Here is a 22,359-nt window from a genome sequence, read left to right on the forward strand (position 1 = left end):
TTGGTGCTTGTGGAAAAGGAGAATGTCTTAGCGCAATATATGCCCCCGGCCGCAGCTCCAATCATAGCGCGCTGGATCGATTATTTTCAGTGCGAGTTTAAGATCTCTAAGAACCGGGCAACCAAGCTTGGTGATTACAGGCATCCATATAAAGAAACCGGGCATAAAATATCTGTTAATAACGACTTAAATGCCTATTCATTCCTGGTTACTACCGTTCACGAGTTTGCACACCTGCTTACCTGGAACGAGCATAAGAACAAAGTAAAGCCGCATGGCGATGAATGGAAGCGTAACTTTAAACGGATGATGGTACCCTTCATTGACCAGCATATTTTTCCTGAAGATGTTCAGAAAGCCATTGTCAGTTATTTGAATAACCCTTCTGCAGCAAGCTGTACGGACTTGAAATTGTCAAGGGCCTTGAAAAAGTACGATGTTCTGTTGAATGTATCCCGGTTGGAAGAACTGCCCCTAAATTCGGTATTTACTATTAAGGATGGCCGTCAGTTCAAAAAAGGAGAAAGATTGAGGAAACGCTATCGTTGTGTTTGCCTCGATAATGGCAATACTTACCTTTTTAACCCCTTAGCTGAAGTAACCTTAGCGGCTACGGGTACATAAACGGCTTCATTGTCCACGATCTCCCATTTCAGGGCTAATTTCTCGTCTTTAAATACTGATGGGTCTTTTAAAATACTGTCTATAAGCTGGTCTTTTTCTTTAATACGTATACTGGCGCTATATCCATTCTGCATATTTCCTTTAAGCACAATGTAACGCTCATCCGGAGAAGAGATGATCTCATTGAAGATCATTTCATATTTATTCTTTCCATTTACGGCATCTTTCAATGACCGGATATTTTCTGTGAGATCATCATGCACGGCATTTGCATCAGCTTTAACTTCTGTATAGGGCTGAGATTTTAACGCGGCAAAGGAAGGAGCGCTGCGGCTTTCTTTTTTAAAGGTAATGTTGTTACGCAAATAGGTACGGATGTCTGTAAAGATCCAGGCACGGTCTTTATTCCGCTTGCTGCTTTCTTTGATGAGCACCAGGGTGTCGTTTTTAAAATAGTATTGCTTTACGGTATTGCTTATGGTCTCGTTGTTAATATATTCTTTAAAAAGTACAGGAGAGCCATTGCTGCTATATTCTTCTACATAGGTGGATAGATTGTCTCCGGTTGAATAAATGAGGCTGGTGTGCTTTTCCTGGCTGCTTAATCCGGCATCAACAGAATCTGAAAATGCAACGATAGATTGCGCTGTCATGGAAGTAGCTGAAGGCTGGCTGATCAGATCTGCCTGAGGATGCTTAGGTCCCTGACTACAGCTATATAATGTAATTGTTAATAAAGATAACAGGCAGATGGCTTTCATAAATATTCTTTTATTGACTAAAAGACAGGCGATTATCGTGCCAAGTCTAGTAGGCCAATAGGCGATCAATTGTTGAAGCCAGCCTGCTTTTGGCTAAAAAGCTTTCTTCTAATGCTTTGTTCATTGGAATTGCAGTGTCGCTGCTTGCACAGCGTAATACTGGTGCATCCAGGTATTGAAAGGCATGCTCCGCAATCCATGCCGACAGTTCCGCACCAAACCCGGAGGTAAGGGTATCTTCATGCAGGATGAGTACTCTTCCTGTATCTTTCACCGCATTTAGAACAGCTGTCTTGTCCCAGGGTTGTAAACTGCACAGATCTACCAATGTAGCAGAGATCTGCGGATTTTCATTTAAGTAGGTTAAGGCCCAGTGAACGCCTACACCGTAGGTAATGATGCTTAATTGTTCACCCTTTCTTAATACATTGGCCTTTCCAATTTCGAGGGTGTAATAGCTTGCCGGTACTGGTCCGGTTAAGCTTCGGTACAGGTTTTTGTGCTCAAAGTACATGACTGGATTTGGATCATCGATGGCGGCAAGTAACAGTCCCTTTGCATCGTAAGGAAAAGCCGGGTAAACTACCTTTAATCCGGGTGTTTTTGTAAACCAGGCTTCGTTGCTTTGAGAATGAAAAGGGCCGGCCCCGCTTCCAGCACCTGTCGGCATCCGGATCACCACATCTGCTTTTTCTCCCCATCTGTAATGGGTTTTAGCAAGGTTGTTCACAATTTGGTTAAAGCCGCAGGTTACAAAGTCGGCAAACTGCATTTCTACAACTGCCTTATACCCGTTGATGGAGAGACCGAGGCCCGCCCCAACGATCGCAGATTCACAGATTGGTGTATTGCGAACCCTTTGCTTGCCAAATTCAGCAGCAAAGCCGTCTGTTATTTTAAAAGCACCACCATATTCAGCAATATCCTGACCCATTAAAACCAGGTTTTGATGTTTTCTCATGGCCATTTTAAGTCCATCCGTTATCGCATCAATATAGCGGATCTCTGTAGCCTGACCAGTTGCTTCAACAGGGTTTTCAGCATTAGGATAATACATATCCTGCAGTTCGGTATTTACATCAGCTTCGGGTTCTGCATCCATAAATGCGGCTTCGACCTCTTTTTCTATTTCATGCTTAAATTCTGATCTGATCTCCAGAAGGAGATCGTCGTTGAGTACCTGCAGTTCAAAAAGAAACTGTTCAAAATTCTTAACAGGATCTTTTTCTCCCCATGCTTCAAATAGTTCCTGCGGAACGTATTTTGTCCCTGAAGCTTCTTCATGGCCCCTCATCCGGAAGGTTAAGCATTCTACTAAAACTGGTTTGGGGTCCAGTCTCATTTTTTCTGAGATGACAGCCAGGGTATCATAAACTTCGAGGATATTGTTTCCATCGATCTGGATGCCTTCAATTCCATAACCTATGGCTTTATCTACCAGGTGTGCACATTTAAATTGCTCATTAATGGGTGTGGAGAGACCATATCCATTATTTTCTATTAAAAAGATGACGGGTAAGTTCCATACAGCAGCTACGTTTATGGCTTCATGGAAGTCGCCTTCACTGGTAGCACCCTCACCGGTAAAGACCAATGTTGCCTTTTCCCTGCCGGCAATAAGATCAGCTAGTGCAATACCATCTGCCAGAGCCATCTGCGGGCCCAGGTGAGAGATCATTCCAATGATCTTGTGTTCTTGTGTGCCAAAGTGAAAGGAGCGGTCCCTGCCCTTTGTAAAGCCGGTAGCTTTACCCTGCCACTGGGCCATCAATTTTTTTAGTGGAATGTTGCGGGTAGTAAATACACCGAGGTTCCTGTGCATTGGCAGAATGTATTCTGAACCATTCATTGCCAGGGTACTGCCAACAGCAATGGCTTCCTGGCCAATTCCAGAGAACCACTTCCCAATTCGGCCCTGACGGAGTAAGATCAGCATCTTTTCTTCAACCATTCTTGGATAGAGCAGTTTTTTATAAAGATCAAGTAAGGTAGCGTTGCTCTTATCTTTTCTGTCGAAGACCATTATTGTCTAGTTTTTAGGTTCCTTATTCCGCTCTTCGTATTGTTTGGCGAATGATTTTGGTGCAACCACAGGCATATTGCGGTACTTGCCCCACATTTTTTTAAATAATTTCTGAAGGAAGAAGTTTTTGATCTTTCCGCCAACCAGATCCATTCTTGATCTTTTCAACATTCCTGTTTTCCAGATCTTCCAGCCAATCTCTTCTGCTTTCGTATTTTCATGCTGTTCTGCAGCATCCCTTCGGTTAAGCAGCAGCATTTTATGGATATCTATTTTAACCGGGCACACTTCTGAGCATTTTCCGCATAGACTGGAGGCATAACTCAGGTGCTTAAACTCGGCCATTCCCTTTAGATGTGGGGTAATGATTGAGCCGATTGGTCCGCTGTAGGTTGTGTTATAGGTATGGCCCCCAATATTTTTATACACGGGGCAGGCATTTAAGCATGCTCCGCAGCGGATGCAGTATAAACCCTGACGTTGTTCTTTCTGGGCCAGCAGGTTGGTTCGTCCGTTATCCAGCAGGATCACATACATTTCTTCCGGTCCATCGGTTTCTTCGCCGCGTTTGGGTCCGCTTAGTATGGTATTGTAAACGGTTAAATTCTGACCTGTACCGTGGCTGGCCAGAAGCGGCCAGAACAGGTCAAGGTCTGCCATGGAAGGAATAACCTTTTCAATGCCGACAACTGCAATATGAATTTTTGGAAAGGTGGTACATAACCTGGCATTTCCCTCGTTTTCTGTCAGTGCGATACTTCCGGTATCTGCGATTAAAAAATTACCTCCGCTAATCCCGATATCGGCATTCAAATACTTCTCTCTTAACAGTTCTCTTGCCTTTTGCGTTAACTGCTGGGGCGTATAGTCCAGCGGTGTACCAAACTTCTCATTAAATAGTTTAGCAATTTCCTCTTTGCTGAGGTGCATGGCCGGGGTTACAATATGATATGGAGGCTGGTCCAGTAGCTGAACGATAAATTCACCAAGGTCGCTTTCTAAAGATTCAATCTCATTTTTCTTAAGAAAATCATTTAAATGAATCTCTTCAGTGGTCATGGATTTAGATTTGATCACGGTCTTGCCGCCATTTTTACGGATGATGTTCAGGATTTCCCTTTGAGCTTCTTCTGCATCATTTGCCCAGATCACCTTACCACCTCTTTTCTGGAAATTGGATTCAAATTCAGGAAGGAATTTGTCCAGATTTTCCATCACACGCCATTTGATCACGTGTGCTTTCTTTTTCGAATTCTCTAAATTCTCAAACTTAGACAATCCCCTTTCTACTGCATAATTATACTTTCCGATGTTATGGTTTATCGTTTTGCGATGTCCTAAATCGAAAGCCTTCTCATCTGCCTTTACTAAAAAATCTTCAGCAATCTTCATCATCTTCAAACTTAGATAAATTTGTGGTTATATTCAATACAACATGAACGGTTATAAAACAAAAAACCTGCCTTAAGAGGCAGGTTTTTTTCACTTATTTATTTAACGGTTATTTCTTATTTTTTTTCACTTATTTCTTTGGGGTACCGTCTTCATTTTTATCTACAGCCGGACGTTTAAGGCCATTTGCCAATTCCCATGCTGTAAAATAAACAAGTTGTGCTCTTTTGGCGAGCATAGGGAAGTCAATTTTGCTGATCTCATCGCCAGGCATATGGTATTCAGGGTGTACACCGTTAAAATAGAATATAACAGGGATACCATGTTTAGCGAAGTTGTAGTGGTCAGAACGGTAGTAGAAACGGTTAGGGTCTGTTCTGTTATTGTACCGCTCATCAAGGTTGATGTTTACATAATCTTTATTGGCTTTTTTACCGATCTTATCCAGATCAGAGCTAAGCATATCAGAACCAATAATGTAAACGAAGTTATTATCAGTGGCGTGATCTTTATCTCCACGGCCGATCATGTCAATATTTAAGTCTGCAATGGTGTTTTCTAATGGAAATACCGGGTTTTCTGAATACCATTCAGAGCCCCAAAGGCCTTTTTCTTCACCAACTACAGTCATGAACAGGATGCTTCTTTTCGGGCCTTTGCCTGCTTTTTTTGCTTTAGCAAAAGCTTCAGCAACCATTAATACACCGGTAGTGCCAGAACCGTCGTCATCTGCGCCGTTATTTACTTTATCATCGCCGCTGGTCGTTAAACCAATGTGGTCATAGTGACCGGTTACCACCAATACTTCTTTTTTCAGTTTCGGATCAGAACCTTCCAGGAAGCCTAGAACATTTTCTCCGCGTACTTTTTTCTCCACTTTGGTTCCGCTCGCAGAAATCATTACTTTCAGTTCTTTGGTAGCAGGTTTGCCGCTATCTGCAATTTGTTTTTTTAACGCATCGATACTTGTTCCGGCAACCGCTAATATTTTATTGGCGGTAGCAGAACTGATGTTGATGGTAACCATGCCCTGAGGTGCATTCATCTTTTCAATAGATTCTTTGCTTTTCATGGTCAGTGACTCAGATGTCAGGTAGCTTTTCAGATTTGCAGTCATATTATCAACACCTGGATCAACAACAAGAACAGCTAAGGCTTTACTTTCTGAAAGAAATTTGATCTTCGCATTTAAAGCGATGGTCTCTGCTCTTGGATTGGCAGCAGCAGGAGCTTCTCCAGGTTGTCCTGATTTTAAGATCAGCACGACTTTGCCCGCCACATTTTGTCCGGCAAAATCATTGTATCCTTCTTTATTTAGGCCGTAACCTGCAAAAAGAATGGTGCTGGTATTGAAAGTGAATCCTTTTGAGGATACCGTCTGTGCTGGAATATAGAAATCTTTAATCGCTTCAGCAGGCTGTCCATCAATGGTCAAGATCTGGGTCAGGCTATTGGTAACGAGATCAACAGGCTGAAAGTAATCGCCATTGACAGGTCCTTTTAAGCCCAGGCTCTTAAAAAAGGTCTTGATGTAATCAGCAGCCATCCATGCACCTTTTTTACCAGTTTCGCGACCTTCATATTCATCAGATGCAAGTACCGATAAATGCTTGTAGGCATTGTCTTTTGTTATGGTTTTGCTGAATTTTATGGCGTTTTGGTTTTGGGCAAAGGCGCCAAACCCCATAAATAACACAAAACCTGTGTATAGAAAGTGTCTTTTCATTATTTAGTTAATTATATTATTTTGTTTAGTTTATTGTTTAGCAGGATATCTTATTCACCCTTCCGGCATGCCTTCCACCTTCAAATGGAGTATTCAGGAAGGTAGCAGCCATTTCCTGGGCCAGTTCTACAGAAACAAAGCGGGCAGGAATGCATAAAATATTTGCGTTGTTATGCTGTCTTGCCAAAGCTGCCAGTTCATTAAGCCAGCAGATCGATGCCCGGATATCCTGATGTTTATTTGCCGTGATTGCAACACCATTTGCACTTCCGCAAACCAGGATCCCGAATGTATATTCCTTACTTTCAACGGCCGAAGCTACCGGGTGTGCAAAGTCAGGGTAATCAACTGATGCGGTTGAATAAGTGCCGAAATCTTTAACCTCGTAGTTTGTTAGATAATGCTTTAGCATCTCCTTGTAATCGAAACCTGCATGATCTGCGCCAATTGCAATTTTAATTTTAGTAGCTGTAGACATTGTTTATCAAAAGTATATAGAATAATAAAAAGATGCGCGTAAAGTTTTTGTTAGGTATTTACGATGGAAGTAGCGTTTAACTCCTTATTCCGTTTGCGTTCAATATTTGCAGAAATAAAAATACTTAGCTCATATAAGATCACCAGTGGGAATGCAACCACAAGCATGGTAATGATATCTGGTGTAGGGGTTACAATAGCTGCAATAACCAGGATAATTACAAAGGCGTATCTTCTGCTTGACCGCATAAATGCAGGTGTCATGATCCCGAATTTTGACAAGATGTAGATCACTACCGGTAACTGAAATATAATACCAGAACCAATGGTTAGCGTGGCAACAGAAGAAAGATAAGACGATATGGTAAAGGTGTTTTCTATTTCAGGGCTTACCGTAAAGTTGGTCAGAAAGTTTACCGATAATGGGCAAACCAGGTAATATCCAAACAAGATACCCACAAAAAACAGGGAAGAAGCAAATAGAACAAAGCTGCTGGCAGACTTCCGTTCTTTCTCATGCAATGCAGGTTTAACAAATAGCCAGAGTTCAAAAAGAAGGTAAGGAATTCCAAGGATGATGCCGACCATCACACAAGAGTTAATTTGCAGGGTAAACTGTCCGGCCATTTCTGTATTGATGATCTTTGCATCGATGTGTGTAATGCAGAAATCCGAACCTATGAGGGTTGGAAATTCAGCGGCCATTTTACACATCATTCTATACGTCCAGAAGTTTGGATTTTTAGGCCCCATAATGAGTTCATTAAAAATGAAATCAGAGAACCAGAATGCACCGGCTGTAAAGATTACAATAACTAATAACGCACGTAACAAATGTTTTCTCAGCACATCTATGTGGTCAAAGAAAGACATCTCAGCTTCTAATGTTTTACCCTTTTCTTTAATCGCGCCAATCAGGTCACGCTTTTTAGTATCACTCATGTAAGTTATTTGTAAAACAAAAATACCATTCTATTTATTGAGAATGGTACTTACGTTTTAAATTATAAATAGTTTTTTAGGCTATTCTGAAAATTCGAAAGTTTCCATAAACTTGGTAGTAAAATTACCAGCTCTAAAGTTAGGATCTTTCATCAATTTTAAATGGAAAGGTATCGTAGTTTTTACACCTTCAATAACAAATTCGCTCAATGCACGTTCCATGGTACTGATGGCTTCTTCACGCGTTTGTGCAACACAGATCAGTTTGGCAATCATTGAATCGTAATTGGAAGGGATCTGGTAACCCGCATATACGTGAGTATCTACGCGTACACCGTGACCACCCGGAGAGTGGAAGTTTGTTATTTTTCCAGGGCAGGGCCTGAAGTTATTGAAGGGGTCTTCCGCATTGATGCGGCATTCAATGGCATGCATATCCGGTAAATAGTTTTTACCCGAGATCGGAACACCGGAAGCTACCTTAATTTGTTCCTTAATTAAATCGTAGTTGATCACTTCTTCGGTAACCGGGTGTTCAACCTGGATCCGTGTGTTCATTTCCATGAAATAGAAGTTGCGGTGTTTATCTACCAGAAATTCTATGGTACCTGCACCTTCATATTGTACGGCGATGGCACCTTTGATGGCTGCTTCACCCATTTTCTCTCTCAGTTCCGGAGTCATGAAAGGAGATGGTGCTTCTTCAACCAGTTTTTGGTGACGGCGCTGAATAGAGCAGTCGCGTTCAGATAAGTGGCAGGCCTTACCATATTGATCACCAATGATCTGGATTTCAATGTGGCGTGGATCTTCTATATATTTTTCCAGGTACAAGCCGTCGTTACCAAATGCAGCACCTGATTCTTGTCTGGCACTGTCCCATGCGTTTTCAAAATCTTCATCTTTCCAAACTACGCGCATTCCGCGGCCGCCACCACCGGCAGTTGCTTTTAGAATAACGGGGTAGCCCATATCGTTGGCTATTTTTATACCTTCTTTAACGCTTTCCAGTAGTCCTTCAGAACCGGGAATGGTTGGTACACCAGCCAGTTTCATGGTTTCTTTAGCAGAAGCTTTATCGCCCATTGAATTGATCTGTTCAGGCGTTGCACCGATGAACTTAATTCCATAGTCGCGGCAAACAGAAGAGAACTTTGCATTTTCAGATAAGAACCCGTAGCCTGGGTGTATCGCATCGGCATTGGTCAGCTCAGCAGCAGAAATAATATTTGGGATGCTTAGGTAAGAATCTTTACTAGGCGGCGGACCAATACAAACAGCTTCATCTGCAAAGCGAACATGCAGGCTTTCCCTGTCGGCAGTAGAATATACGGCTACCGTTTTAATGCCCATCTCTTTACAGGTACGTATAATACGCAAGGCGATCTCGCCCCTGTTGGCAATTAATATTTTCTTAAACATATAATTTTTTCTATCGTCATCCTGAAATCAGTTCAGGATCTGTTAAAGTATTGGAGATGCCGGACAAACCTGGCATGACGGATTAAATTGGTTCTACTAAAAATAAAGGTTGATCGTATTCTACCGGTGATGCATTGTCAACCAGCACTTTTACGATTCTGCCAGAAACTTCACTTTCTATCTCATTAAATAATTTCATGGCTTCAATGATACAAACCACTTTACCCGTTGAAACTTCGTCGCCCACATTTACAAATGAAGGTTTATCCGGAGTAGAAGAACGATAGAACGTTCCGATCATTGGAGATTTTATAGTGATGTATTTAGAAGTATCATCTGCTGCCGGAACCTGGGTTTCTGTAGGTGAAACTGGTTGAGGTGCTGCTGCTGCTGGTATTGCTGTTGCAACCGGAGCTGGAACAGTAGCATGAACAACGGTAGGGGTCTGGTTAGTTTTAATAGTTATCTTGAAGTCTTTTTGCTCAATAGCGACTTCATTTACGCCCGAACGAGAAACAAATTTAATAAGTTCCTGAATTTGTTTGATATCCATTTTTTGGTGTTATTTTAAGAAAACAATGTTGTTTTAAGAATCGACTAAGTTATGATTTTTTATTATAAAAGATTAATACGCCCATTTTAAGTAAACAGAACCCCATGTAAAACCACCACCAAAAGCGGCAAGTATAATGTTGTCACCTTTTTTTAACTGGCTTTCCCATTCCCATAAGCATAACGGAATGGTGCCGTTGGTTGTATTGCCGTAGCGCTGTATGTTGATCATTACCTTCTCAGAGCCAATTCCCATTCTTGAAGCCGTAGCATCAATAATGCGTTTATTTGCCTGGTGAGGTACCAGCCAGGTTACATCTTCAGAAGTCAGGTTGTTGCGTTCCATAATTTCAGCAGCAACATCTGCCATATTGGTTACCGCAAATTTAAATACGGCTTGTCCTTCCTGGTATACGACGTGTTCGTTATTATCAATGGTTTCATGTGTAGCAGGTCTTGCAGAGCCGCCGGCTTTTTGATGAAGAAACTGACGGCCCGAACCGTCGCTTCTCAATACCGAATCTATTACACCTAAACCTTCTTCATTTGGTTCCAGAAGAACAGCACCACAGCCATCACCAAAAATGATGCAGGTAGTACGGTCCTGGTAATTGATGATCGATGACATTTTATCACCGCCAACAACCAAAACCTTTTTATGTTTTCCAGATTCAATAAATTGAGATGCAGTAGAGATTCCATATATAAAACCGGAGCATGCTGCCTGAAGGTCATAGCCCCATGCATTTTTTGCGCCGATCTTATCCGCAAGTATATTTGCTGATGCAGGAAAAGGAAGGTCTGGTGTGGTTGTGCAAAAGATAATCAGTTCGATATCCAGGGCACTGATGCCACGTTTTTCCAATAATCCGTTTACGGCATGAACAGCCATATCAGATGTGCCAAGGCCTTCGCCTTTTAGTATTCTTCGCTCTTTTATACCTGTTCTGGACGTGATCCATTCGTCAGTCGTGTCTACAATAGATTCTAGTTCTTTATTTGTAAGCACGTAGTCTGGAACGTAGCCGTTAACAGCAGTAATTGCAGCGTGAATTTTACTCATTTTATATTTTAATTATTAAATGCAGCTTGTATTTTACCTACCAAGCCGGTGGTGATCATATCTCTGGATTGCAGGATCATGTTCTTTACTGCAGTAGGGCTGGAGATGCCATGTCCGATAATAACGGGTGCATTTACACCTAAAACCGGACTGCCTCCATAGTTCTCATAATTAAAGCGGTCAAAGAAATCATCTTTTAATCCTCTTTTCTTAGTAAGCACATAAAACGATTCGGCAAGTTTTAACATGATATTTCCTGTAAATCCATCACAAACAATAACATCTGCTTTTTCATTAAAGAGATCCCGGCCTTCTACGTTTCCGATAAAGTTAAACAGCATGGTATCTTTCATCAAAGGAAATGTGGCCAGACTAAGCATATTTCCCTTTTCATCTTCTTCACCAATATTGATGAGGCCCACTTTAGGGTTGGCGATACCCATTACATTTTCTGCATATAGGCTTCCAAGCACACCAAATTGAAGAAGGGTATCTGGTTTACAGTCTGCATTGGCACCAACATCAACCATTAAACCTACGCCACCGCTTAATTTTGGGAGGAAGGTAGATAAGCAAGGTCTGATAATGCCGGGAATGGTTTTTACACTAAAGACGGCACCGACAAGCATAGCCCCGGAGTTTCCTGCGCTGGCAAATGAATCGATCTTACCTTCTTTAAGTAATTGAAATCCTATAGAAATGCTGGAATTCGGCTTTTGAACAATAGCCTTAGTGGGATGTTCGCCCATACCAATCACTTCTTCGGTATGAACATATTCAAAGTGATCCGGATTGAATCCGTTTTCAGAGAGTAGGGGCTTAATCTGCTGCGTGTCTCCAATGAGCACAATTTGCTCGCCGGAAGACAACAATGGATGAGCTGCTATTGCTCCTAAAACATTAGCTTTAGGAGCATAGTCTCCGCCCATTATATCGAGACCTATTTTCATAGTAAAAAATCAGTTTGTGTATGGGGCAAAATACCCTTTGTTTTGTGGTCTCTAAGTTAAACTTTCAAAGACTTAAAACACAAACTATTTTTCAGAAAATTAACCTATTGAGGTGTTTTCAATAACCAATTTACCGTTGTAGTACAAATTACCATCAACGTTATAAGCGCGGTGAGGTGTGTGTATTGCACCTGTTGTTTGACAAGTAGCTAAAGAAGGAGCTTCTGCTTTATAGTGTGTTCTTCTTTTATCTCTTCTACTTTTAGAAATCTTGCGTTTTGGATGTGCCATTACTGATTTATTTAATTATTATTTTAATTTTTTCAATGCTGCCCAACGCGGGTCATCACTTTGTTCTTGTTCTTCTTCTTGTGATCCGACAGCCAAACTTTCCAGTCTGGCAATCATCTCCTGGTCGCATTTCTGGCCATCGCCATTTTGCTCACATATTTTAATATAAGGCACCGATACGGTAATGAATTCATAGATCAGCGCGGATACATCGATCTCACTTTCCTTTTTGCTTAAGGATATGATCTCCAGATCATCGCTTTCTAACTCATCTTCAGCAAATTTTACAATTTGCCTTTCCTGTACTTCAAGTGGTGCATTAAATTCAGCTAAACATTTATCACAATCCAATACAATTGTTCCATTTATCCGGAACTGTAAGATTAACATTGTTTCTTGTTTATCCAGTTCAACCGCTACGTTTAAAGATCCTTTTTTTACCAAAGAATATTCAAAAGCATCAAAAAAGTTGTTATCGACCTCAAAATCAAACAGATGTTTGCCAATTTTTAAGCCGGTAAAAGGGATTGAAAATTGTTTTAATGGTTTCAATTGTAACAAAATTTTAGCCCGCAAATGTAGGAATAATATTTAATGCTTGCAAATAGTTTTCTTTTCTAATTTGCATCATCTTTCAAGTCGAATGCGGTTTCAACAATTTTACCACCGCCTTTTAACTGATTTTTTAATAAACTGGCTTGTTCTCTTCTATTTTTTACAATGTGTACGGCACTAAAAACTGCTTCAATAAATGATGATGGGTTTGCTGCGTTCTTACCGGCTATATCATAACCTGTTCCATGATCCGGAGAGGTGCGCACAAACTTTAAACCAGCACTGAAATTAACACCTGTACTGAATGCGATGGTTTTAAATGGAATTAGGCCCTGGTCGTGGTACATCGCCAAAACGGCATCAAATTGTTTGTAGCTTCCTTTTCCAAAAAAGCCATCTGCAGGATATGGTCCAAAACAGATTACCCCTTTATCAAAGGCTTCCTGTATAGCAGGCATAATGATTTCTTCTTCCTCTTTGCCCAGCAGGCCATTGTCGCCGGCATGGGGGTTTAAGCCTAAAACAGCAATCTTTGGTTTTTCTACCCAAAAATCCTTTTTTAAGCTTTCGTTCATTAACAGTAATTTCTTAACGATCTTTTCTTTGGTGATGCTTTGAGGTATTTCAGCAACAGGAATGTGTCCGGTTACAACCCCTACACGAATGTCTTCACTCAGCAAAAACATAAGCACATCACTGCTTCCGCTGCGTTCCTGTAAGTATTCCGTGTGTCCGGGAAAATTAAAGGTTTCTGATTGTATGTTGTGTTTATTTATGGGTGCAGTAACCAGGGCATCAATGTGGCCATTTACCAGGTCGTCGGTAGCTTTTTCCAATGAAAGCAAGGCATATTTGCCACCAATTTCATTCGATACGCCCAGATCAATTTTTACATCTTCTTCCCAGCAATTGATCAGGTTTGCTTTTTTTGGATTGGCCGCATCGGGATGACTGATCACATTAAATGTAAAATCACTAATGCCTAAAGCCTTACGGTGATAAGAAGCAACTTTAGTGTGTCCGTAAACTATTGGTGTACAATAATCCAGGATCTGGGTTTCGGCTAAAGTTTTCAGAATTACTTCTAGTCCAATCCCATTTATATCGCCTATGCTTATCCCGATTTTGATTTTATCGCTCATGTCCAAATAAAAATTTCGCGCAAATTACTGAATTTCGCCTTAATGTTAGTCCGATACTAGTAAAACTTTACTTAATTTGCGGCTTTTAAGACAATTATGTATGAGTTTGGTTAGGGCAAAGAAACATTTAGGGCAACACTTTTTAACCGATAAAAAAATTGCCGCAAAGATTGTTAATGGCCTTATCCATAACGATCAGTACACACAAGTGCTGGAAGTAGGGCCGGGAATGGGCATTTTGTCCGATCTTTTGCTGGAGCGCAAGGAACTCGAAACTTTCCTGATTGATATTGATGTAGAGTCGTATCACTTTCTTAAAGAAAAGTATCCCCAGTTGGGAGACCGGCTTATAAATGGCGACTTTCTTGCTCTTGATCTGGCTTCTATCTTTTCTGGTAAGTATGCCATCATTGGCAATTTTCCCTATAATATTTCATCACAGATCCTGTTCAAGATTCTGGAAAACCGTGACCATGTGGTAGAGATGGTTGGTATGTTTCAGAAGGAAGTGGCAGAACGTTGTGCTTCAAAAGAAGGTACTAAAGATTACGGGATCTTAAGTGTGCTGATCCAGGCCTATTACCACATAGAATATTTGTTCAGTGTAAAGCCTGGTACTTTTAATCCGCCACCAAAAGTGAATTCAGGTGTGATCCGGCTTAGCAGAAATGAAGTAGAAACATTGCCATGTGATGAGAAGTTATTTTGGCGTACGGTAAAGGCTGGTTTTAACCAAAGAAGAAAGACACTGCGCAATGCATTGTCTGGAGTAGTGCCAAAAGATAAGATGGATGATCATCCATTTTTTGATAAACGGGCAGAGCAGCTCAGCGTAGATAATTTCATTACACTTACCCAGCATCTGCAGCATCTGGCCCAATAAATTGATCATGAGTAAAGGAAAAATCTTAATAGTTGATGATCTCCACCCGGCATTTAAAGAAAATGCGGAAGCAATGGGGTACGAAGTAGACGACCGGCCACTGATTACCAGGGCAGAAACCATGGCTATTATTGCCGGTTATGATGGTATTGCAGTGCGTACAAAATTCCTGATCGACCGGGAACTAATGGATGCGGCCGTACAGTTGAAGTTTGTAGCCCGCGCAGGTGCAGGATTAGATAACATTGACGAGGCGTATGCCAATCAAAAAGGTATACAGTTATTAAATGCTCCTGAAGGAAACCGGGATGCAGTTGGGGAGCATGCTGTAGGGATGCTGCTGTTGCTCATGAACAATATGCGGAAGGGTGACCAGGAAATCAGAAATGGGATTTGGGACCGGGAAGGTAACCGTGGTTACGAGTTAAAGGGTAAAACAGTAGGCATTATTGGTTATGGTTTTATGGGTAAAAGCTTTGCTAAAAAGCTTGCCGGTTTTGAAGTAAATGTACTGGCGTACGATAAATATAAAACCGGGTTCTCTGATGCTCATGCCCGTGAATGCAGCATGGAAGAAATTGTTAAATTTAGCGATGTGCTGAGCCTGCATGTTCCGCTTACTTCAGAAACCAGGCAAATGGTCAATGAAGAATATCTTTTTCATTTTCGTAAACCCATCTTCTTCATCAATACCTCCAGGGGAGATGTGGTAGATACAAAGGCGATACTCAATGCAATCAGCAGCAATAAGATCATTGCAGCCGGATTGGATGTGCTGGAAACGGAGAAATTTCCCGCACTGGCAAACCAAAGCTGGTATGCAGAACTGGTTGGTTCGCCTAAGGTGATCTTAAGCCCTCATGTTGGCGGATGGACGTTTGAATCGTACCGTAAGATCTCTGAGGTGCTTGCTGAAAAACTTAAGGAACTGTAATTTATTCACAGGCTAATCATTTTAGTTGAATAATTTGGTTTTGTGATAATACCCCATTATCTTCGTTTAGATTTGCAGCAAGACTATGTGGGCTAATGGCCGGTATAGTCTTGTTTGTATTTTAAACAAAATATAATTAATAAATTGAGCTATGACAGAAGTAACATACTACACTCAGGAAGGATTAGACAAACTAAAGGAAGAGGTACATTACTTAACCACTAAGGGCAGACAATTGATCTCCAAAGCTATAGCTGAAGCAAGGGATAAAGGTGACCTTTCTGAAAATGCCGAGTACGATGCCGCCAAAGAAGCACAAGGCCTGCATGAGGCTAAAATATCAAAATTGAAAACTACACTGGCCAGTGCAAGACTTATTGATGAGTCTAAACTTGACCTGACCAAGGTTTTGGCACTTTCTATTGTAAAGATCAAAAATATGAATAACGGCGCTACCATGTCTTATCAATTGGTAGCCGAGAGTGAAGCAGATCTGAAAACAGGAAAGATATCTGTAAAATCACCTATTGCACAAGGTTTACTTGGTAAATCTGTTGGCGATAAGACGGAGATCCAGGTTCCTGCCGGAAAAATAGAATTTGAAATATTAGAGATCACCAGATAGATTATGGCAAGTATTTTCTCAAAAATTGTTAGTGGTGAAATTCCAGCTCATGTAGTTGCAGAAACTACCGAGTTTTTAGCCTTCTTAGATGTAAATCCATTGGTGATGGGACATGTTCTTGTGATCCCTAAAAAAGAGATCGATTACATCTTTGATATGGATGAAGAAAGTTATTTTGGATTAACATTGTTTGCTAAAATAGTGGCTACAGGACTTAAAGAGGCTTTCCCCTGTAAAAAGGTAGGCATTGCTGTGATTGGATTGGAAGTGCCGCATGTGCACATTCACCTGATCCCTATGAATGCTGTGAATGACATGAACTTTAGCAGGGAAAAATTAAAACCCAGCCAGGAAGAATTGGAAGAAGCCGCTGCAAGAATTAAAGCAGCGCTTACACTCGATTAAAAGATCCGGTCTGATCCGGATCAATTTTTTACTTTAGTTTTTCATTATTCTTATGCCGTTCAGTATCCCTGATACTTTTCTTAACCAGGTTTTTCTCCAATGCATCGGTTAGATCTATACCGGTCTGGTTGGCCAGACAGATCAGTACAAAAAGCACGTCGGCCATTTCATCGCCAAGATCAACCGCTTCATCGCTTTTCTTGAATGACTGTTCGCCATATTTTCTGGACATGATCCGGGCTACTTCGCCAACTTCTTCCATGAGTATCGCGGTATTGGTCAGTTCGTTAAAATAACGGATTCCTGTTGTCGTGATCCATTGATCAACCGTTTCCTGTGCTTCTAATATGGTCATGCTATTTTTGAAATTTATCTATTAAGGGTTAAATCCTGTTAATTTTAGAGTTTTCTGTGCTATATAAGTTATTGAAGGTATTTTTTTTCCTGGGATTTCTGTTTTATTCCATTAAAAAGACAGATTGTAACTATATAGAAAGTTGCAGTATTATTCTTTGTTCCTGGTGTCGATCAGGATGGTGACCGGGCCATCATTGATTAGACTAATTTTCATGTCTGCACCAAATATACCCGTTTGAACATCCTTATTAAGCAGTATAGCGAGCTGTTTGATCATGGCTTCATATAAAGGGATTGCTTTATCTGGCCTGGCAGCTTTGGTAAAGCCTGGCCGGTTTCCCTTTTTTGTAGCAGCAAATAGGGTAAACTGGCTAATTAAAAGGATGTTGCCGTCAACATCAGTAAGCGATTTGTTCATTAAACCGTTTTCATCACTAAAGATCCGCATGCCGGTTATCTTTTGAGCCAGCCACTCCAGGTCTTCACGAGTATCTGCATCTTCAATACCCAATAGTACCATAAAACCCTGTTCAATGGCACCTGTAGTTTTGTTGTCTACCGTGCAGCTGGCTTGTGTTACCCGTTGAATAACTGCTCTCATCTGGTGTTTCTTAATTAAATGGTCTCCTGTATATTTCTTTACAAGGTTTTTGTAATGTTCTTCTTAGGCGCGTGTTTCGTTACCGTGATAAATGCTGAGGTAACTTTCATAGCGGCTCAACTCTATTTCTCCTTCTTCTACAGCTTTGATCACTGCACATCCGGGTTCATTGACATGCCTGCAGTTGTTAAAGCGGCACATATTCATCAAATCCCGCATTTCCCTAAAGTAGTGTCCAAGTTCTTCCGGTCTGATGTCAAAGATCCCCAGTTCACGAATTCCGGGTGTATCTATTAAATAGCCGCCAAACGGAAGTGTATGCATCTCTGCAAATGTGGTTGTGTGTTGTCCTTTATCACTTGCTCCAGAAATTTCACCGGTTTTAATGCTTCTTCCCGGAAGCAGGGCATTGATCAAGCTGGATTTACCAACACCGGAGTGCCCGGAAAATAAAGTGGTCTTGTCTTTTAAGAGCCCTTCAATCTCCGGCATATTTGTGCCTTCAAGGGCGGATACTGAATAGCAGGGGTATCCTATATTTTCATAAATGCTTTTGTACTCATCGAGGATGGTCAGACCCTCTTCATGAAAGAGGTCGAGTTTGTTGAATATGAGTGTGGCCGGAATGCTATAGGCTTCGGCAGTAGCCAAAAAGCGGTCTATAAATCCAAGGGAGGTACGCGGAGAAGCAAGTGTAACCACTAAAAATGCCTGGTCCATGTTTGCTGCAATAATTTGAGCCTGCTTGGATAAATTGATAGACTTGCGGATGATGTAATTCTTACGGTCATTGAGCTTATTGATTACTCCATTGTCAGAGTTTGGCTCCAGCTCAAACTCAACCAAATCGCCAACAGCTATGGGATTTGTAGTCTGGATTCCCTGAATTCTGAACTTACCTTTTATCCTGCAATCGTAATCGACCCCATCCTCTGCATGTACCTGATACCAGCTTCCTGTTGATTTTATAACTAATCCTTGCATATAATGATGTAAAGGTAAGAATTCATAATCTCAAATAAATTATTTTTATAATTGCTTGCTAAATAGAAAAATATAACTTTACTTTACAACACAGCACCTAAGTGTAAAAATTACAATGTATAGAAGTTCATCAATTATTACCATTATTACAACCACCGGGATTACTCGGAGGGAGGTAAGCTAGTGGGGTAACTGAAAAAGATAAAAACCACAGAAAGCGCCTTCCTCTAAACGGGGAAGGCGCTTTTTTTTTAACCAAACATTATGAATATTTTAAAATTTGGAGGTACATCAGTCGGTTCGATAGAAAGCATTACTGCTTTAATGGAGATCCTGAAATCCCGCGAAGGCACAGAAAACCCCGTTGTTGTTTTATCAGCCATGAGCGGTATAACCAATGCACTTCTTGAAATGGCCGAAAGTGCAAAAAACTTAAAGGACTACAGCGAATCTTTAAAGCTGATGGAAGAAAGGCACTTTACCATAATCCGGACCTTATTACCTGCAGCGGCTCAAAATCCCGTATTAACCCGGATCAGGATCTATTTAAATGAACTGGAAGATATTTTACAGTCCGTATATAACCTTCGCGAACTCAGCCCCCAAACCAGGGACCTGATTCTAAGCTATGGTGAACGCTGCGCTACAGAGATGATCAGCCACATTGCAAAGCAGCAGTTTAAGGATGTGCTTTATGCAGACGGATCTGAACTGATTAAGACCGATAGTAATTTTGGACAGGCTAAAGTTAATGTGAACCTGACAGAGATGCTGATCCGTACTTTTTATGGGTCTAATAAAGACAAGCTGATCTTTGTAACAGGATTTATCTCGAGCAATGATGAAGGCCGTGTCACTACGCTTGGACGTGGTGGCAGTGATTATACTGCGGCCATATGGGGCTCGGCCTTAGATGCAGATGAGATTCAGATCTGGACAGATGTAGATGGCATGCTGACCGCAGATCCAAGGATCGTTAAGAAAGCATTTTCTTTGCCTGAGCTTAGTTATACTGAAGCAATGGAATTGTCTTACTTTGGTGCAAAGGTGATCTATCCGCCAACAATGATCCCGGCATTTTTAAAGAAGATCCCTATTGTAATAAAAAATACGTTTAACCTGGACTTTCCCGGAACCTATATTAAGCATGGTGTAAGTCCGTCAAACCTCCCGATTAAAGGGATCTCTTCCATAGACGGGATCAGTGTATTGAATCTTTCCGGTAGCGGCATGGTTGGTAAAGCTGGTTTTAGCGGCAGGTTATTCTCCATGTTGTCCAGAGAACAGGTTAATGTGGTACTCATTACGCAGTCTTCATCAGAACACAGCATTACCTTTGCAGTAAAACCATCAGATTCTTTAAAGGCACTGTCACTGATCAATAAAGAATTTGACCTGGAGTTACAGGCAAAAAAGCTGGAATATCCGGAAGTAGAAAATGGACTTTCTATATTGGCCATCGTTGGTGAGAACATGAAACGTACTCCTGGAATGTCTGGCAAGTTATTCAGTGCGCTGGGTCGTAACGGGGTAAATGTGCGGGCCATTGCACAAGGATCTTCAGAGTATAACATTTCGGTGATCCTTTCTAAATCAGATCTTTCAAAGGCTGTTAATGCGGTTCATGATGCTTTTTATTCTGACCTGAAGAAAACCCTTCATATATTCTGTTTAGGTACAGGCAATATCGGGAAAACATTGTTTGCACAGCTTCAGAGCCAGATGCAGTTTCTTGCAGACCACAACGATCTACAGGTAAAGGTAATGGGGATCAGCAATACCCGTAAAATGCATCTGGATCCAAATGGGATTGATCTTACGCAATGGGAAGAAGAACTTGACATGGCAAATATGAAGGCCAGTCTGCCGGATTTTATTAAGAAAATGAAAGCAATGAACCTTCCGAACTGCGTATTTGTGGACAATACTGCAAGCCCAAACCCGGTTGAATATTACCTCGATATATTGGAGTCAAGCATCTCTGTCGTTACCTGCAACAAGATTGGGAATTCTGCAGATTATGAACAATATGCCGCATTTAAGCAAGCTGCAAGAACATATGGGGTAGACTTTTTCTATGAAACCAATGTTGGTGCTGGTTTACCGATTATCCGTACCCTTAGAGATTTGATGCTGAGCGGCGATAAGGTTGCACGCATTGAAGCGATACTATCCGGCACGATCTCGTACATCTTTAATAACTACAAAGAAGAGATCCTTTTTCATGAAATAGTGAAAGAGGCCCAGGATAAAGGGTATACTGAGCCTGACCCGCGTGACGATTTAAACGGGAAAGACTTTATGCGTAAAATGCTCATCCTGGCAAGGGATGCTGGTTATGCGCTGGAAGAGAAAGATATTGAACTGCAGAACATGCTGCCACCGTCTTGTATGGCCGCAGTTGATGTGGACGACTTTTACGCAGAATTGAAGAATAATACGGATTACTTTGAGGGTCTGAAAAAACAAGCTGCGGCTGAGCATAAAGTACTTCGGTACATTGGAAAGCTTGAAGATGGAAAAGTAGCCATCACCCTTCAAATGGTTGATGAATCACATCCGTTCTTTACCCTGTCCGGAAGTGATAACATCATTTCCTTTACAACCAACCGGTATAAAGACCGGCCATTGGTGGTAAAAGGACCCGGAGCAGGAGCAGAGGTAACTGCAGCTGGTGTATTTGCTGATATTATAAACATAGGTAAGCGATGAGAAAGTCTGTAAGAGTTTTTGCCCCTGCAACCGTAGCAAACGTAGTTTGTGGGTATGACGTGCTTGGCTTTGCCGTAAATGCGCCGGGTGATGAAGTGATCATGAAACTTACCGGTGGTACCGGGATTACGCTGTCTAAGATTACCGGTGATGATGGCAAACTGCCTTTAGATCCTGAAAAGAACACTGTTAGTGCAAGTGTAAAGCATTACCTGGATTATATTGGTCAGCCAGATCTGGGGATAGATATTGAGCTTCATAAGAAAATGCCGATTGGCAGCGGACTTGGCTCAAGCTCTGCCAGCACGGTTGCGGGACTATTTGCTGTGAACACGCTTTTAGACAATCTGCTCAACACGAAAGAACTTGTTCCTTTTGCAATGAAAGGAGAGGAGCTGGCGTGTGGGTACGGACATGCCGATAATGTTGCCCCGGCACTTATGGGTGGCTTTGTACTGATCCGGAGTTATACGCCCTTAGACATCATCAGCCTGCCTTTTCCAGAAAACCTTCATGCGGCTATTGTATATCCGGAGGTTGATGTTCCTACCAAGGATGCCCGGCAAATGATCCGCTCCAAGGTGCTTTTAAAAGATGCGGTTACCCAATGGGGTAATGTTGCAGGCTTGGTTAGCGGCCTGTTCATGAATGATTATGAACTGATTGGCAGAAGCATGACTGATATACTTGTAGAGCCTGTAAGGTCCATTCTGATCCCTGATTTTTATCAACTACGTGAATTGGCCATGGATGCCGGTGCCATTGGCTTCGGTATTTCGGGCTCCGGCCCATCTGTATTTGCGCTGACAAAGGATGCCGAAACTGCAGGTAAAATAACCAAATCCCTTCAGCAGCATTTAAAGGATATAGCAATCAACAGCCTCTCATTTGTTTCTGAGGTAAATAAAAAAGGCCCGATAATTTTAGACTAACAGAGA

Annotated in this window: 23 protein-coding genes; 7 read left to right on the plus strand and 16 right to left on the minus strand. The window is 41.5% G+C overall.

What is annotated here, in order from left to right; translation table 11 throughout:
• Positions 1-9: 9 nt before the first annotated feature.
• On the plus strand, positions 10-624 hold the full coding sequence (locus tag ATK78_RS10900; protein WP_243732498.1) for a SprT-like domain-containing protein: 615 nt from the start codon (positions 10-12) through the stop codon (positions 622-624).
• On the opposite strand, the gene ATK78_RS10905 is transcribed toward ATK78_RS10900, so the two are convergent.
• The 13 genes from ATK78_RS10905 to pdxA all read right to left on the minus strand — a co-directional run bounded on the left by ATK78_RS10905 (position 573) and on the right by pdxA (position 13,920).
• The gene (locus ATK78_RS10905; RefSeq protein ID WP_133576115.1) at positions 573-1,385 is read right to left on the minus strand and encodes a hypothetical protein; all 813 of its coding nucleotides are present in this window, start codon (positions 1,383-1,385) and stop codon (positions 573-575) included. The two genes, ATK78_RS10900 and ATK78_RS10905, sit on opposite strands and share 52 nt — an antisense overlap.
• Before the next feature lie 46 nt (positions 1,386-1,431).
• The gene (locus tag ATK78_RS10910) at positions 1,432-3,408 is read right to left on the minus strand and encodes an alpha-ketoacid dehydrogenase subunit alpha/beta (RefSeq protein ID WP_133576116.1); all 1,977 of its coding nucleotides are present in this window, start codon (positions 3,406-3,408) and stop codon (positions 1,432-1,434) included.
• Positions 3,409-3,414: 6 nt separating this feature from the next.
• Positions 3,415-4,803, minus strand: a complete 1,389-nt coding sequence (locus ATK78_RS10915; RefSeq protein ID WP_133576117.1) for a LutB/LldF family L-lactate oxidation iron-sulfur protein — start codon at positions 4,801-4,803, stop codon at positions 3,415-3,417.
• A gap of 127 nt (positions 4,804-4,930) precedes the next feature.
• Positions 4,931-6,526, minus strand: a complete 1,596-nt coding sequence (locus ATK78_RS10920; RefSeq protein ID WP_133576118.1) for a M28 family peptidase — start codon at positions 6,524-6,526, stop codon at positions 4,931-4,933.
• Positions 6,527-6,563: 37 nt separating this feature from the next.
• Positions 6,564-7,004: a ribose 5-phosphate isomerase B gene (rpiB, locus tag ATK78_RS10925; protein ID WP_133576119.1), complete on the minus strand. Its 441-nt coding sequence runs from the start codon at positions 7,002-7,004 to the stop codon at positions 6,564-6,566.
• A gap of 50 nt (positions 7,005-7,054) precedes the next feature.
• A complete protein-coding gene (gene tatC, locus ATK78_RS10930) occupies positions 7,055-7,945 on the minus strand; it encodes a twin-arginine translocase subunit TatC (RefSeq protein ID WP_133576120.1) in 891 nt (296 codons plus the stop codon).
• A gap of 81 nt (positions 7,946-8,026) precedes the next feature.
• Positions 8,027-9,367: an acetyl-CoA carboxylase biotin carboxylase subunit gene (gene accC / locus ATK78_RS10935; RefSeq protein WP_133576121.1), complete on the minus strand. Its 1,341-nt coding sequence runs from the start codon at positions 9,365-9,367 to the stop codon at positions 8,027-8,029.
• An 82-nt stretch (positions 9,368-9,449) separates the two neighbouring features.
• The gene (accB, locus tag ATK78_RS10940) at positions 9,450-9,920 is read right to left on the minus strand and encodes an acetyl-CoA carboxylase biotin carboxyl carrier protein (protein WP_133576122.1); all 471 of its coding nucleotides are present in this window, start codon (positions 9,918-9,920) and stop codon (positions 9,450-9,452) included.
• Between the two features lie 72 nt (positions 9,921-9,992).
• Positions 9,993-10,982, minus strand: coding sequence for a beta-ketoacyl-ACP synthase III (locus tag ATK78_RS10945; RefSeq protein ID WP_133576123.1), 990 nt, complete (start codon positions 10,980-10,982; stop codon positions 9,993-9,995).
• An 8-nt stretch (positions 10,983-10,990) separates the two neighbouring features.
• Positions 10,991-11,932, minus strand: a complete 942-nt coding sequence (gene plsX / locus ATK78_RS10950; protein WP_133576124.1) for a phosphate acyltransferase PlsX — start codon at positions 11,930-11,932, stop codon at positions 10,991-10,993.
• A 99-nt stretch (positions 11,933-12,031) separates the two neighbouring features.
• On the minus strand, positions 12,032-12,223 hold the full coding sequence (gene rpmF / locus ATK78_RS10955; RefSeq protein WP_048903635.1) for a 50S ribosomal protein L32: 192 nt from the start codon (positions 12,221-12,223) through the stop codon (positions 12,032-12,034).
• Positions 12,224-12,241: 18 nt separating this feature from the next.
• Positions 12,242-12,775, minus strand: a complete 534-nt coding sequence (locus tag ATK78_RS10960) for a YceD family protein (protein ID WP_133576125.1) — start codon at positions 12,773-12,775, stop codon at positions 12,242-12,244.
• Positions 12,776-12,840: 65 nt separating this feature from the next.
• Entirely contained in the window at positions 12,841-13,920 is a 1,080-nt protein-coding gene (gene pdxA / locus ATK78_RS10965; protein WP_133576126.1) for a 4-hydroxythreonine-4-phosphate dehydrogenase PdxA, read from the minus strand.
• A 100-nt stretch (positions 13,921-14,020) separates the two neighbouring features.
• Here pdxA and rsmA point away from each other — a divergent pair, with 100 nt between their 5' ends.
• The 4 genes from rsmA to ATK78_RS10985 all read left to right on the plus strand — a co-directional run bounded on the left by rsmA (position 14,021) and on the right by ATK78_RS10985 (position 16,767).
• Positions 14,021-14,803 (plus strand): 16S rRNA (adenine(1518)-N(6)/adenine(1519)-N(6))-dimethyltransferase RsmA, encoded by a 783-nt coding sequence (rsmA, locus tag ATK78_RS10970; RefSeq protein WP_133576127.1) that lies wholly within the window; start codon positions 14,021-14,023, stop codon positions 14,801-14,803.
• Positions 14,804-14,810: 7 nt separating this feature from the next.
• On the plus strand, positions 14,811-15,737 hold the full coding sequence (locus ATK78_RS10975; protein ID WP_133576128.1) for a 2-hydroxyacid dehydrogenase: 927 nt from the start codon (positions 14,811-14,813) through the stop codon (positions 15,735-15,737).
• Between the two features lie 151 nt (positions 15,738-15,888).
• Complete coding sequence (gene greA, locus ATK78_RS10980) at positions 15,889-16,362, plus strand: transcription elongation factor GreA (RefSeq protein WP_133576129.1); 474 nt, start codon at positions 15,889-15,891, stop codon at positions 16,360-16,362.
• Positions 16,363-16,365: 3 nt separating this feature from the next.
• Complete coding sequence (locus ATK78_RS10985; RefSeq protein ID WP_133576130.1) at positions 16,366-16,767, plus strand: HIT family protein; 402 nt, start codon at positions 16,366-16,368, stop codon at positions 16,765-16,767.
• A gap of 28 nt (positions 16,768-16,795) precedes the next feature.
• On the opposite strand, the gene ATK78_RS10990 is transcribed toward ATK78_RS10985, so the two are convergent.
• The 3 genes from ATK78_RS10990 to rsgA form a co-directional block, all read right to left on the minus strand.
• On the minus strand, positions 16,796-17,122 hold the full coding sequence (locus ATK78_RS10990) for a nucleotide pyrophosphohydrolase (protein ID WP_133576131.1): 327 nt from the start codon (positions 17,120-17,122) through the stop codon (positions 16,796-16,798).
• Between the two features lie 150 nt (positions 17,123-17,272).
• A complete protein-coding gene (gene dtd, locus ATK78_RS10995) occupies positions 17,273-17,725 on the minus strand; it encodes a D-aminoacyl-tRNA deacylase (protein ID WP_133576132.1) in 453 nt (150 codons plus the stop codon).
• 63 nt (positions 17,726-17,788) lie between these two features.
• On the minus strand, positions 17,789-18,709 hold the full coding sequence (gene rsgA / locus ATK78_RS11000) for a ribosome small subunit-dependent GTPase A (protein WP_133576133.1): 921 nt from the start codon (positions 18,707-18,709) through the stop codon (positions 17,789-17,791).
• A gap of 264 nt (positions 18,710-18,973) precedes the next feature.
• On the opposite strand from rsgA, the gene thrA reads away from it, so the two are divergent.
• On the plus strand, positions 18,974-21,421 hold the full coding sequence (gene thrA / locus ATK78_RS11005) for a bifunctional aspartate kinase/homoserine dehydrogenase I (RefSeq protein WP_133576134.1): 2,448 nt from the start codon (positions 18,974-18,976) through the stop codon (positions 21,419-21,421).
• Positions 21,418-22,353, plus strand: coding sequence for a homoserine kinase (locus ATK78_RS11010; protein ID WP_133576135.1), 936 nt, complete (start codon positions 21,418-21,420; stop codon positions 22,351-22,353). The genes thrA and ATK78_RS11010 overlap by 4 nt, the downstream gene beginning before the upstream one ends.
• Positions 22,354-22,359 lie beyond the last annotated feature (6 nt).

It is taken from the genome of Pedobacter metabolipauper, from assembly GCF_004362715.1.
In the GTDB taxonomy this organism is placed as follows: Bacteria; Bacteroidota; Bacteroidia; order Sphingobacteriales; family Sphingobacteriaceae; genus Pedobacter; species Pedobacter metabolipauper.